Below are 13,465 nucleotides of genomic sequence, written 5' to 3' on the forward strand. Positions count from 1 at the left end.
CTTGACCTTCTTCTAAAGTTTTGAAACCATCGCCTGTGATTGCTGAGAAGTGTACGAAAACATCGTCTCCACCTTGTACTTCGATGAATCCGAAACCTTTTTCGCTGTTAAACCATTTTACTTTACCATTTTGCATGAAATATGCCTCCTAAAATGAACACACAAAGCATTTGTGCATTGAAAAATTAACCATTGTACACTTACATAAATCTAAAACAAATTCACATATAACTTCAGAAGAATAGCCGAAATTAACGTTCTTTCTTTCTTTAAACTTATATAACGCAACAAAATGGTCTATTTCATCATATCACTGCGTTTTACCGTAGTCAACTAACAATTATGAAAATAGTAATTTTTTCACAGTAGTTGTTTAGACAAGATTTTTAACTGAAAAGCTTCAAATATTCACCATAGCCTTCTTTTTCTAAATCCCCTTTCGGAATAAAACGAAGCGCTGCGGAGTTAATGCAAAAACGCATGCGAGTTGGACCAGGACCATCATAGAATAAATGGCCTAAGTGTGAATCCGCTGTATTACTCCTAACCTCTGTACGAATCATACCATGTGATGTATCAAGCTCTTCGACGATTTCCTTCGCATCAATCGCCTTTGTAAAGCTCGGCCAGCCACACCCTGCATCATATTGATCCAATGAACTAAATAACGGTTTGCCCGAAACAATATCGACATAAATGCCTTCCTTAGCATTGTTCCAAAATTCATTTTGAAACGGCGGCTCCGTCCCCTGTTCCTGTGTCACATAGTACTGCATGTCTGTCAGGTTTTTCTTCGCCTCTTCAAATTCCTTTGCCGACCAATGCGTTCTAATAAATTTATCTCTACCAGAACCTTTGCGGTAGCGATTGTAATGCTCGGGTTTCTTTTTATAATAATCCTGGTGATACTCTTCTGCACGGTAAAATTCCTTTGCAGGAAGAATTGGAGTTACGATTGGTTTTGAGAAAATCCCGCTCTCACCAAGCTTTCGCTTTGATTCTTCAGCCACTTTTTTCTGTTCCTCTGTATGGTAGAAAATCGCTGTACGATAGGAATCTCCACGATCGAAAAATTGTCCACCTGCATCTGTTGGATCAATTTGCTGCCAAAAGAGTTCAACTAATTTTTCATAAGGAAAAATGTCTGGGTTGTATGTAATTTGAACAACTTCATAATGACCTGTAGTATCGGAACAAACCTCTTCATACGTCGGGTTTTCCTTCGTTCCACCTGTATATCCCGAAAGAACTTCGATGATTCCTGGCTGTGTATCAAACGGCTTGACCATACACCAGAAGCAGCCACCCGCAAAGGTTGCCTTCTCCACTTTTTCATGTGTATTCTCCATGTGCACTCTTCCTTTCTCATTTTGCTTGATTTCATTATATCACTTCTAGCGTATGTTCAAAAAAATACGCTCATATTTATTCCAGAAAAGGAAAAAGTAAAAAATAGGAGGTGTAAAATGAGTAGTCCTTATTTATGTCCTAATTGTAAAACCAATCGCTCAAGATTTAATATTATCGAACAAGTGCCAAGGTCGGTTAAAATGGATCCGCAAAGTGGCGATGTCGTGGAAGATCACATAGAAAACCTTGACCCGTTCCATGTCCCATATCGTGGTCCAGAAATCAGAGTACAATGTGGTGTCTGCGGTCTTATTGAAGATGAAATATCCTTTGTCAAAAGAGCTCAGAATTATAAAGGGTAAACGCCAAAAGGGACAGTTCTTGGATTTCCGGTATCACCGAACCAAGAGAACCGTCCCTATGGATTAATACCCTTCCTGTTTAACTTTAAAGAATCTCTTTATTATAGAAATTCGAAGTTCGATAAGTGGCTGGGTGATCGCGCGGATTGTTTTGGTTGATAATAGCAATGTTAAAATTAGCGATGCTACTACTAATATCACAAAATTCCCCGTATCATTAATCACGTCGAGCCACTCACTGTTTCGGAAATATTTAATCACAAAGCCGTGTAATAGATAGACATACAATGTATGTGTTCCCCAGCTTGTGAAGAAATATTGTTTTTTCGGTAAGAGCGAGAAGAATGCAACTGTCATCACAATCGAAACAACATATACGGCAAGTCTTATGAGACCACCCAGATTTTCCTGTGACAGCGTCTCATATGACTTTGATCCTAACAGCCAACCCGTATTGAAATCCGGAACAAAATAATAACCAATAAAAATGGCTAAAAGCAGAATGGCTGACCCTACTTGTACAGACGGACGTTTCAACGAAGTAAAATGTTCCTTTTTACAATAGAAACCTAATAAGAACAATGGGAAAAAGACAAATGTCCTCGATAAACTCAAATAATTTTCCACGAATGGGATATAGCCAACCCCAACCCCAATTAAAACCGCCAAAGCTATCGACCATTTTATCGGTAGCTTCGTATAAGCATATAGCATCACATTCCAACAAAATAAGCTGATTAAGAACCAAAGTGACCATTGCGGATTAAATGGTTCGAATAATAGTGACTCACCTTTATAAAGGAAGTAATAATAAATGGTATAGAGTAGCTGAAAAATTAAATATGGAATCAATAGCTTTTTTGCTGTCTTTTTAATGTAGCCTTCCTTCTTAAATCCCTTTGCAAAATAGCCCGAAACTAAAATGAATGCTGGCATATGAAAGGAATACACGAAGTGGTAAATTGTCATGATGATTTTATGATCATCTATAAAAGGCTGGATGAAATGCCCAAAGACAACAAGGAAGATGAGGAGAAACTTCGCGTTATCAAAATAATACTCTCGCTTAGTAGCCATCATAAAACCTCCATACTTTTGTTATAGTATTATAGCATCGCAAGCTGGTGTTTTATTCGGTTGTCTTTGATTTGTAAATAGCTTTTTAAAGAAGATGACCCGTTTGTAATTATATTGAAAAATCTTAATCTAATTGAAACAAACTGTAATAACTGTTTCTGCTGTGATACTTATCATCCTCTCCCTTCAAATCAAGATTTATAATGGAGATGAGGTGATGAAGATGGCGAAGGATTGGTCGATTGTTTTAGAGCACGTGGATTACCAGTGCAATAGGGCTTTGGTGATTGAGGATGGGTTGAAGGCAATTGAGAAGACGGAAAGCGGCTGTTATGTCAATCTCGTCACACCGGATAGCTTTGGCAACCCTTCTCACTATCTTGCAGAAGCCATAAGTCGAAAGTTCGAATCGGGTGTATCCTATAAATACATTGATCAATGTGGGTGTGGTGGCTATGTGTTTCGAGTCTGGAGAAAATAAAGAAGTTTTACAGAAGCTGTTGAAGTACGAGAGCCAACAAGTGGTTGTAAATTGGTACGAGGATGAACTATTAACCGCAAGGGACGGATTCTTTTTTTCCCATATACAGCGTGAGGATGATTTACTGATTTTTATGAAAGAACATCAGGTAAAACAAATTATCCCACTTTCAAACTACGAAACACTTGAAACCCTCTCTGATTTCCGGGACTTTTTTCAACTAACTAACAGGATAGAGGTCCTGCATATCTATTTTCCACATTAAAAAATACTCAGGTCCGTGATCTGAGTATTTCTTTTTATTCTTTTAACATCTTTAATTTAAGAGATTTCTTGCCCAACAACAATTGCAATATATGCCGACAGGTAGGATATTCGCCTTAAAATGAAAGTATTTCTGTTTCCGAAAGTTCCGTTAATGAAAATAATCCTCGATTATGTTATTATTAATCTATTATTATTTGCAGAATATTCTTAGGAGATGGAAAAAATCATGCCGAATTGGCAACGAAATCTATGGGTTCTTTGGATTGGTGTCTTTTTTACAGCTTCAGGTTTTTCAATGGTTATCCCATTTTTACCGATCTTTCTGTTGGAAATTGGGGTACACGAGAACACTGAATTGTGGTCAGGGCTAATCTATGGGTCCGCCTTTTTCGCCGGTGCATTTGCGACACCGTTTTGGGGAAGAGTTGCCGACAAATACGGACGCAAACCAATGATCGTTCGGGCAGGCTTTGCCCTTTTTCTCGTTTACACGTTAATGGCTTTCGTCACAAACGCTTATCAAATTTTAGGTCTACGACTTATGCAAGGCTTACTGAGCGGATTTATTCCTGGGTCGATTGCCCTCGTTGGTACGAATACACCGACGAAAAAAGTGGGTTATGCGCTTTCGATGATTTCATCGGCGGCAGCAACCGGAATGATATTGGGACCACTATTGGGTGGAGGATTAGCTGAACTTTGGGGTAATCGCTGGGCATTCGCAAGTGCGGGTATCATCGTCCTTTTCGCAACGATTTTAATCATCTTTTTCGTAAAAGAAGAAAATTTCAAAGCGAACAAGGAAAAAGGCTCTGTTATCAAAGACTTTCGCGTTGCGATAAGCAACCGTCCATTCTTGCTTGTATTAATACTGACTCTCATGGTCAGTTGCTCCACAATGATAATCGATCCTATCTTACCATTATATATTGCCGATATCGCAAGTAACGCAAGCTATGCAACCTTGCTAACTGGTTTTGTCATTGCCTTACCAGGTCTTGCTAGTGCACTGTTTGCACCTGTTTGGGGAAAATGGGCGGATAAAGTTGGCTTCCAACGCATCTTATTTATCGGACTTTTAGGGGCTGCGATCGGAACTTTAGCTCAAATTGTCTTTACCCAAATCTGGGGCTTTTCTTTCATACGTTTTGTTTACGGAATCTTCTTCTGTGCGGTCTTCCCTGCTTTAAATGGGCTGGTCGTCAAATCAACACCAGAGGATTTCCGAGGCAGAGCATTCAGTTTAAACCAAACTGCAAACCAAATCGGTGGAATGATTGGCCCGCTTTTAGGAGGTTTACTTGGTGGTTTATTCCCTACGCAAATTCTTTTCACCGTTACGGGAATTTTGCTCCTAGTTGCTACGACTACAGCCTACCTAAATGGTAGTCAGCGAAAGCGCATCGTGAAACATGAAGTATTTGCGAAAAATAAATAAATTACACTTTAAAAGCGCTAGGACAATCCTAGCGCTTTTTTTATGTCCCTATATCCTTTTATAAAAATGAAATTTCGAATGACCAATTTCCTTTTTCTCGAATATTTTATTTTAAAAAATGTTGAAGGTGAAAAAATGGATTTTAACTTAAAATTTTATATTAGGGAAGATGCGTTTATTTTAATTCCTGTCCTCTATTTCATAGGTCTAATCCTTAAAGAAACCCCTTTTATTCCACAATGGACACACAGATGGATTCAGTTAGGGTTTGCAATCTTTGCCTGTCTGCTCTACTACGGTTTCCTTATTCAGTCCGTTGTGCAAGCCATCCTTGTCACAGGCACAACCATGATCTCTGAAGACCTTATCAAAAACACCTTCCACGGGATTAGTAGTGCGATAAATAAAAAGGATGAATAACCATATAGACAACTTGTGTAGGGTTTAATGGGCAAGTGTTTACTCACCAGCCAAACCCACACTGTACACCCACACCTTACATAAGATACAGAAAGTACAAGGTGAGGTGATGAAATGACAGAAAAAAGATTTAATCTCATTATCACTGCAGTCATCGGCTTCCTTTTATGCTGTGCGGTGTATTTTTATGTAACCGAGGACAAAACAAAACCTGTAACAACAATTCCTAGCGCCGAAGCACCATCAACTCCTCCTCCTGCCAATTCTAATAAGAATCAGCCACCACCGGCAAATGAACAGGATCATAAAGATAACGATAAAAATAACGAGAGCGATAAACAGAAAGAGCAAAAAATACAACAGCGAGATGAAAAAACAAAACCAAGTAATAATCTTCCTGAAATCGTTTGGGGAATCGATTCTGCAAGTGAAACGACAAAGGATTTTTATGCTTGTGTAAAAGAAAACTTTGGTGACCCTGTTGTATTCGGTCGTTACCTTGGCGAGCGTGAAGGAATTTCAGTCGGTCTTACTCCTGAACAAGTTAAAATCATGCATGCAGAGGGTGATTTTATCCTACCAATCTACAACCATTTCGATAATGCTACTGGATATGATAATGGTGTCGCTCAAGCAAAGGAAGCTATTAAACTAGCTCGTGATGTAGGTATCCCAGAGGGTGTTGCCATTTTTGCTGATATTGAGCCAGACTATCCCGTAGATTCTGAGTTTATCAAGGGTTGGTTTGAGACTATTGTATCTTCAAACTACAAATCTGGGATTTATGGGGTATTCGACGCTGAACAAGCTTTGTTTAAAGCCTATCAAGAAGCTGGAAAAAGCAATAGAGCTATCCTTGAACAAAATTATATTTGGACAGCTGTACCAAGCGTAGGAATCACTACAGAAGCGAAAGCACCAGAATTTAACCCATCGGCTCCAGAAGGCTCTCTTGCATGGGGCTGGCAATTCGGTCTAGACGCAGAAACCTGTAACATCGACACAAATCTTTTCAAACGTGAACTCGTCGATGTTCTATGGGGACCATAAAATATAGGATCATCTTTTTTGGATGATCCTTTTTAACGTTAACCTTGATTGTCTTGTACAAATGAGCTTTACAATCCGCTCTCTTCTATTTGGTCAGCTATTCGACTGCTGCATATACACCTCTTCATACGGTTGAACGATGACAAAGCCATCTCCATCAAATCTCATTTGGATGGACTCGCCACTCCCGCGTCCGACGAAGGTTTTAAATGAAATATCCGTTTGGAACTCGGGTTGGAGATTTCCAGACCATGCAACCGTTGCATTCGGATCGGTTATAATCGGTTTTCCGGGTGTTACCCGTAATGTGAGTGGCTCGTAATGAGTGGTAATCGCGAGCATTCCACTCCCCTCACACCGAACATTAAATAATCCTCCAGCCATCATGCCAGCAATTCGTTTCATTAGCTTAATGTCGTGCTTCAAGGACGGTTCAAAGGCGAGAAGATCATTGCCATTCACATAAATTGACTCGTTCTGCAGCTGAAGGATGATGATTTTTTTCCCGCTATCAGCCAAGTACAGCTTTCCTTGACCATTCGCTTTCATTAAAGAAGTTCCTTCACCTGTCAACGCTTTCTTAAACATGCTGCCAATTCCATGTTCAAGGATTCCTTCACGTTCATACTTGATTCTGCCATTATACGCAACCATCGAACCCGCTTTTGCCCAAATCATGCCATTTAGATTTACCTCTAGCATTCTAGGTGTCTCTAATTCAAATAGTCCTTCCCCTTTGTCCTCCTGCTCCGTGTTTTTAATAAATTCCGCGATTGAATATTTACTCATTTCACCCACATCCTTTCGTTAGTTTGTTTTACGTTTGGGCAGGTAAAAAGGTTTCATATTGTAAAGAATTTGTTAACTTCCATGGTATTGTCTTTAGAATCTTGCTTACAAATGCTATACTTCCGGTATTAATTTAAAAGGAGAAAAGAATGAAAAATTTACTGGAGATTCTTATTGTTTCAACTAGACTAGGACTGACATCCTTCGGGGGACCTGTTGCCCATTTAGGCTATTTTCACGAAGAATACATCCGTCGAAGGAAATGGGTGGATGAAAATACATATGCAGACTTAGTGGCTTTGTGTCAATTTTTACCTGGACCTGCAAGCAGTCAGGTGGGGATAGGCATTGGAGTGATGCGTGCAGGTGTACTTGGTGGAATTGTCTCGTTTCTCGGGTTCACGTTGCCTTCCGTATTTGCACTGATTGTATTTGCCTTAGTATTTCAAGGTTTAGATATTGGAACTTCCGGCTGGATTCATGGTTTAAAATTAGTTGCTGTCGCCGTTGTGGCGCACGCTATTCTTGGAATGGCACAAAAACTCACCCCAGATTTGCCTAGAAAATCACTTGCACTGTTTGCGTTAGTTGGAACTTTACTATGGCAAACGGCCTTTACACAGGTGGGAGTTATCCTCATAGCAGCAATCTTAGGGTTTGTTTTATTTAAAAATCAAGCAGACAGCGAAACTACTAATCTACAGTTCCCAATTTCACGTAGATTTGCAACTCTTTGTTTGACATTGTTTTTCGGTTTGCTCATTGTTTTACCCATATTAAGAGAAGTCACTTCCTTAGAATGGATTGCCATGTTTGATAGCTTTTACCGTTCAGGTTCACTTGTTTTTGGTGGAGGGCATGTAGTTCTACCGTTATTAGAGCGAGAATTTGTTCCAACAGGATGGCTAAGTGAAGAAGCCTTTTTAGCTGGATATGGTGCAGCACAAGCTGTTCCGGGGCCACTCTTTACATTTGCTGCCTATCTTGGGGCTTTGATGGATGGATGGCAAGGTGGACTACTCGCAACAATCGCCATTTTCCTCCCAGCATTTCTACTCATTTTAGGAACANNACGCAATCCAAAAATTAAAGGCGCACTTATGGGGGTAAATGCCGCAGTGGTGGGAATTTTGATTTCTGCCTTCTATCACCCGATATGGACCAGCACTGTGTTTTCACCTATCGATTTCGCATTCACCGCAATCTTGTTCAGCATGCTAGTCTATTGGAAGCTGCCTCCTTGGATTGTAGTTGTGACAGGTGCTATCGGCGGAACGATTATAAGTATGCTCTAGACTACCAACTTGGTAGTCTATATTTTATCTAACACTATATGAATAATGCCTAATCGTCCCCTCATTCTATGAAAACATCAAAATGAAGGCATGAATATCGCCTAATCATACCCTTATTCTTCGACAACACCAAAACGCGGGCACGAATAACGCCTAATCATACCCTTTCCTTTCAAGACACCAAAATAAGGGTACGAATGTCACTTAATCCTACCCCTTTAGACTTCCTCGTCATCCTCCCGAAACAGCTCTTCCAAATACCGTTCCCGCCGATTTAAAAATCCCATCGTGATTTGATAATGCTCGGTGTCCTCATATGCAATCTTCTCAATCGGTGAGGCATCAAAATTGTATATCTGAGCGCCGGGGTATCCCAGTAATATCGGTGAATGAGTAGCAATTATGAATTGCGCATTTCCCCCTCTTGCCAGGTCGTGTATCACTCGCAAAAATGCAAGCTGTCTTGCAGGAGATAAAGCTGCCTCAGGCTCATCCAATAGATAGATGCTTTGATTACCAAACCGATTCAAAAATAACGATAAAAATGACTCGCCATGGGACTGTTCATGCAGGGACTTGCCACCATATCCCTCATAATTAAAAGTTGGATCCTCATCTGCCAATTGATCCAAATGTGAAGCAAACTGAAAAAAACTTTCTGCCCGCAAAAAGAAGCCTTGATTGATTTTCGGCATCCATGAAAGCCGAATACACTCACTTAAAGCTGGTGTCGCATCTTCAAACGTGTAATAATTATTCCTCCCGCCACCGCCTGTATTAAACCCGCTCTGGTGGGCTATTGCCTCTAGTAAAGTGGACTTACCAGAACCATTTTCACCAACAAAAAACGTGACGGGCTCATGAAAATCGAGTTGTTCCAGGCCTCTAATACTAGGAATCGAAAAAGGATATTCATACACATTATGTATTTTTTCCGTCATTACTTTCACACTTCGTAAAAACAAGTCCTATCACCACACCCTGTTTTCTAACTATTTTAACATGCTTATTCTATTCTTCCACCCATTTCCAAGTAAAATGGATTATTATATCTTGATAATGTTCCTCATACATGGTAAAATTCAAAAAATTTATCCTTTATAAGGAGGCCGGACAAATGAGATATGTTACGTTAACAGACATCTTCCATCATCGGATTGCGCAAAAGTACCTGTCACGTTCAGGGAAGGCTCACGCTATTGCTTGTGCATACCATGCGTATAAAATGGCCAAGGAGCGAAACGTTTCAGTCGATCTTGCAACGAAGGCGGCATTGCTACATGATATGGGACATTACACGTGGTACAAAAATGGGAAATGGGATTATAGCATGTACAAGGAAAATGACATTCATGCCATTAAGGGGGCGGAACGAGCTCATAAATTATTAATTCGATTAGGTGAAAATCCAAAGTATGCAAAGGAAATTGCCTATGCGATTCTTTTCCACACAGACTCCTATATCGAAGAAGGCTTTATCAAGCGTACCCCGCTTCAAGCAATCACAAAGCTTGCAGATGAGATGGATGAGGAAGAAGGTGGACTTCATCACTATCGGCAAATTGATGAAGACAAGGCGAAGAAAATGATTGCCAGATTAGATGCATTAGTTGAAGAAGAAATGAATAACAAACAATAAAAAAGCGTCGTTCCACATAACCGGAACAACGCCATATATTAGAAAAACCGTTTTTTCCAAAAGATATAAGCCGTAATGCTTGATAAGATAAACGAGATTGTTATGGCAATTAAAAATGAATATTGATAATCCTGGAATGGAATAGAAACGTTCATTCCATAAAAGCTCGCCACCATCGTTGGCAACGATAGAATAATCGTAATTGAAGTTAAAAATTTCATCACAATATTCACATTGTTGGAAATCACAGACGCAAAGGCATCCATCATGCCACTCAAAATGGAGGTATGCGTTTCCGCCATTTCAATTGCCTGCTGATTTTCAATAATAACATCCTCAAGCAATTCCTGATCATCTTCATACATTTTCAAGTAGTTACTTTTCAACATTTTTTGCATGACAATATTATTCGATTTCAAGGAGGTCGTAAAATAGACTAAACTTTTTTCAAAGTTTAACAGTGAAAAAAGCTCCTTGTTTTTCATCGATTGATGCAATTCTTTTTCGATTAAATCGGTTTTTTTACTAATTTGCTTTAAGTATCTGAGATATAAGGTAGCCATCGAATAAAGAATTTGGAAAGCAAACCGTGTTCTTTTAAACGTAAAGAAGTTCTTGATTTTCCCCTCAGAAAACTGATGAAAAATAGGATTATCTTTTAAACAAACCGTCACAAAACAATTTTTCGCAATAATGATTCCTAATGGTATTGTGTCATAGATTGGAATCTCATTTTCATCCATTGACACCGAAGGAATATTGACAATGATTAAAATATGTTCACCGTCTTTTTCAATTCGGGATCGCTCTTCTTCATCCAATGGGTCCTTGATAAATTCGATCGGGATTTCTAATGCCGTAACGATTTGATTGATTTCTTTTTCAGTTGGAGCAATGAGGTTAATCCAGCAACCGTTTGTAATCGTTGTGGTTTCCTGTAGCTTCCCCTGCTCATCGGATAGATAAATATTTAACATGTACAAACCTCCTCTTATTAACGAGGAAGTCAAAAATCTCTGCCAGTTAAAGTTGAATTTTTATATGTTTTCCAACTAACAATAATGGGTTCATTAATGACTTCCCCTTTTATCGACGCGGGATCAGGGTCGTTACACAAATGACTATTCATAAAAATTCAACTCCTTATAAAATGAATACCGTAATATTGTACTTGAAAAATCATGATTTGTAACTACATGATTTTTCCCATTCAAATATTTTCAAAAAAAAAGCCCAAGAAAAAGCTTTATTAAAAGCCTTTCCTTGGACTCCACCATGCTTATATCGCCCAATCCCCTTTTCGGAAAATCGGAACAACGGTACCATCTTCTTTGATACCATCGATGTCCATTTCACTGGAACCGATCATGAAATCAACGTGAACTGTGGAAACATTCATGCCGTGTTCTTTTAATTCATCTTCGTTCATTTTCGTGCCACCTTGAATGGTTGTTGGATATGCAGCCCCTATCGCAAGGTGATTTGATGCATTTTCATCGAATAATGTATTGAAGAATGTGATACCTGATTGTGAAATTGGCGATGGGTCCGGTACTAACGCAACCTCACCGAGTCCTGTTCCACCTTCATTATCAAATACCAATTTCTTCATGATCTCATCTCCGGTCTCTGCGGAGATGTCCACTATTTTTCCATCTTTAAAATGAACCTCAATGCCCTCAATTAATGTACCTGCATAGCTCAATGGCTTTGTGCTGCGAACTACCCCGTCCATACGGCGAGTGTCTGGAGCCGTGTACACTTCTTCAGTCGGCATGTTTGCAATAAACTCTTCCACTTTTGGGTTATAGCTTCTTGCACTTTCCCAAATATGGTTCTTCGGTAAGCCAAGTTTCAAATCTGTTCCTGGTGCTCTATAATGAAGCGCATCAAATTGGATTTCATTTAATTTTGCTGCTTTTTCGTTTAAGATTGTTGTATGCTCTTCCCATGCTGCCACAGGGTCGTTCTCATACACTCGACATGTTTTAAAAATTTGATCCCAAAGTGCATCTACCTGTTCCTCAGATGTTGATAAATTCGGGAATACTTTTGCAGCCCAACCTGCTCCTGCAGCACCTGCAACTGTCCATTTTATATCATTGTTTTGGGTTGCGACACGTTGCACCTTGAACGCCTTTGCCGCTTTATTTTGAAAAGCAGAAATTTTGGCAGAATCAACACCACTTAAAAAACCTGGATCACTTGAAACAATCGATAGACGACAAACTTTATGATTTAGAACATGATCATCTGATTCCTGAATTTCGTATTCTGGTATATCTGTTAATACCTCTTCAGTCTGGTGTAGGTAATGCTCTTTTGTAATTTCGTCATCTGACCATTTAATAATGACCTTTTCTGCTCCTAAAGCATAGGCCTCTTTTGTGACAAGTCGAGCGAGTGGTGATTGATCGACTGTAATCGTCATTTTTACCCAATCACCTTTTTGCACATTAAGTCCATTTGCAACTAAAAGCTTCGCATATTTTTGTAAATTCTCTTCAAAATTTGGAAGAACCATTTTTTTACCCCCGATGAACTATGTATTTAATTTTTCTAGCATTAAAATCGTTTTAAAATGACTAATGAATAAGAGAACCTCTTAGAGTAGATATACCATTTTCTAAATATCCCTTTAAACAGGTAAGCATATACATCCAACCCTCTTTTTGTCCCAATAAAATATTGACTATTTCAGGGTTATTAAGATTAAAACCCGATTCGGTTACCTCTAGAATTGTACTTCCCTTATCTTTTTTTAGTAAAAATGTAACAGTAGTCTTTTCTTCTCCTTCTCCCCATGTGTACACAATTCTTCTATTCTCTTCAACCTTGACTACATGGATTGGCACCTCTGCATTATATTCTTTATAAATCCAAATAATTCGCTTTCCTTCTTCTACTTTCTGAGAGCTTGATGAAAACCAATAGTTCCCGATTTTTTCTGGATCTACTAAAGCATCAAACACCTTGTCTACTGACTTTTCTAATCTCATTTTTGAGGTAATTTCAGAAATCAACGATATCAACTCACTTTCAAAAATTCACTATTTATAGAATTTGTCGTCCATTAAATCTTATCCTTAATAAACAAAATTGTAAAACCCCATTTGCATCTAGATCCTTTTTAAACAAACAAAAAAAGCAAACCAATTATGATTTGCTTACTAGTCAATTGGAACCTGTAATTTAAACCTTAACTCGTCCTTACTTAAATCAAAGGTTTCGACCTCAACCTTCATATCGCTTTTCATTTTCATATCAGACAAATAAACATAGATATCATGTTTATTT

Annotated in this window: 16 protein-coding genes; 8 read left to right on the forward strand and 8 right to left on the reverse strand. The window is 38.9% G+C overall.

Going from position 1 to position 13,465, the window contains the following annotated elements:
* Both cspD and msrA read right to left on the reverse strand, forming a co-directional pair.
* The coding region (cspD, locus tag V7147_RS23375) for a cold-shock protein CspD (RefSeq protein WP_335370213.1) at window positions 1-136 on the reverse strand (136 nt) is incomplete at its 3' end.
* A 250-nt stretch (window positions 137-386) separates the two neighbouring features.
* Window positions 387-1,349, reverse strand: a complete 963-nt coding sequence (msrA, locus tag V7147_RS23380) for a peptide-methionine (S)-S-oxide reductase MsrA (RefSeq protein ID WP_335370198.1) — start codon at window positions 1,347-1,349, stop codon at window positions 387-389.
* A 117-nt stretch (window positions 1,350-1,466) separates the two neighbouring features.
* On the opposite strand from msrA, the gene V7147_RS23385 reads away from it, so the two are divergent.
* Complete coding sequence (locus V7147_RS23385) at window positions 1,467-1,712, forward strand: DNA alkylation repair protein (RefSeq protein WP_335370199.1); 246 nt, start codon at window positions 1,467-1,469, stop codon at window positions 1,710-1,712.
* 63 nt (window positions 1,713-1,775) lie between these two features.
* Here the strand turns inward: V7147_RS23385 and V7147_RS23390 are convergent, their stop codons facing one another.
* On the reverse strand, window positions 1,776-2,789 hold the full coding sequence (locus V7147_RS23390) for an acyltransferase family protein (RefSeq protein WP_335370200.1): 1,014 nt from the start codon (window positions 2,787-2,789) through the stop codon (window positions 1,776-1,778).
* A 217-nt stretch (window positions 2,790-3,006) separates the two neighbouring features.
* Here V7147_RS23390 and V7147_RS23395 point away from each other — a divergent pair, with 217 nt between their 5' ends.
* The 5 genes from V7147_RS23395 (at window position 3,007) to V7147_RS23415 (ending at window position 6,445) form a co-directional block, all read left to right on the forward strand.
* Complete coding sequence (locus tag V7147_RS23395; RefSeq protein WP_335370201.1) at window positions 3,007-3,270, forward strand: CGCGG family putative rSAM-modified RiPP protein; 264 nt, start codon at window positions 3,007-3,009, stop codon at window positions 3,268-3,270.
* The gene (locus tag V7147_RS23400; RefSeq protein ID WP_335370202.1) at window positions 3,245-3,535 is read left to right on the forward strand and encodes a hypothetical protein; all 291 of its coding nucleotides are present in this window, start codon (window positions 3,245-3,247) and stop codon (window positions 3,533-3,535) included. The genes V7147_RS23395 and V7147_RS23400 overlap by 26 nt, the downstream gene beginning before the upstream one ends.
* A 228-nt stretch (window positions 3,536-3,763) precedes the next feature.
* Window positions 3,764-4,975: an MFS transporter gene (locus tag V7147_RS23405; protein ID WP_335370203.1), complete on the forward strand. Its 1,212-nt coding sequence runs from the start codon at window positions 3,764-3,766 to the stop codon at window positions 4,973-4,975.
* A gap of 135 nt (window positions 4,976-5,110) precedes the next feature.
* Window positions 5,111-5,395 (forward strand): phage holin family protein, encoded by a 285-nt coding sequence (locus V7147_RS23410; RefSeq protein WP_335370204.1) that lies wholly within the window; start codon window positions 5,111-5,113, stop codon window positions 5,393-5,395.
* A gap of 114 nt (window positions 5,396-5,509) precedes the next feature.
* On the forward strand, window positions 5,510-6,445 hold the full coding sequence (locus V7147_RS23415) for a glycoside hydrolase domain-containing protein (protein ID WP_335370205.1): 936 nt from the start codon (window positions 5,510-5,512) through the stop codon (window positions 6,443-6,445).
* A 93-nt stretch (window positions 6,446-6,538) separates the two neighbouring features.
* Here V7147_RS23415 and V7147_RS23420 read toward each other — a convergent pair whose 3' ends face one another.
* Window positions 6,539-7,234: an AIM24 family protein gene (locus tag V7147_RS23420; protein ID WP_335370206.1), complete on the reverse strand. Its 696-nt coding sequence runs from the start codon at window positions 7,232-7,234 to the stop codon at window positions 6,539-6,541.
* 149 nt (window positions 7,235-7,383) lie between these two features.
* On the opposite strand from V7147_RS23420, the gene chrA reads away from it, so the two are divergent.
* On the forward strand, window positions 7,384-8,529 hold the full coding sequence (chrA, locus tag V7147_RS23425; protein WP_335370207.1) for a chromate efflux transporter: 1,146 nt from the start codon (window positions 7,384-7,386) through the stop codon (window positions 8,527-8,529).
* A 218-nt stretch (window positions 8,530-8,747) separates the two neighbouring features.
* Here chrA and V7147_RS23430 read toward each other — a convergent pair whose 3' ends face one another.
* On the reverse strand, window positions 8,748-9,494 hold the full coding sequence (locus tag V7147_RS23430; protein ID WP_335370208.1) for an AAA family ATPase: 747 nt from the start codon (window positions 9,492-9,494) through the stop codon (window positions 8,748-8,750).
* A 152-nt stretch (window positions 9,495-9,646) separates the two neighbouring features.
* Here V7147_RS23430 and V7147_RS23435 point away from each other — a divergent pair, with 152 nt between their 5' ends.
* Window positions 9,647-10,168 (forward strand): HD domain-containing protein, encoded by a 522-nt coding sequence (locus V7147_RS23435; protein ID WP_335370209.1) that lies wholly within the window; start codon window positions 9,647-9,649, stop codon window positions 10,166-10,168.
* A 38-nt stretch (window positions 10,169-10,206) separates the two neighbouring features.
* Here the strand turns inward: V7147_RS23435 and V7147_RS23440 are convergent, their stop codons facing one another.
* The 3 genes from V7147_RS23440 to V7147_RS23450 all read right to left on the reverse strand — a co-directional run bounded on the left by V7147_RS23440 (window position 10,207) and on the right by V7147_RS23450 (window position 13,191).
* Window positions 10,207-11,145, reverse strand: a complete 939-nt coding sequence (locus V7147_RS23440) for a magnesium transporter CorA family protein (protein ID WP_335370210.1) — start codon at window positions 11,143-11,145, stop codon at window positions 10,207-10,209.
* 302 nt (window positions 11,146-11,447) lie between these two features.
* A complete protein-coding gene (locus V7147_RS23445; RefSeq protein WP_335370211.1) occupies window positions 11,448-12,692 on the reverse strand; it encodes an aminopeptidase in 1,245 nt (414 codons plus the stop codon).
* Between the two features lie 61 nt (window positions 12,693-12,753).
* Entirely contained in the window at window positions 12,754-13,191 is a 438-nt protein-coding gene (locus V7147_RS23450) for an SRPBCC family protein (RefSeq protein WP_335370212.1), read from the reverse strand.
* Window positions 13,192-13,465: the final 274 nt, after the last annotated feature.

The organism is Bacillus sp. JJ1521 (assembly GCF_036965165.1).
Taxonomy (GTDB): Bacteria; Bacillota; Bacilli; order Bacillales; family Bacillaceae_L; genus Ferdinandcohnia.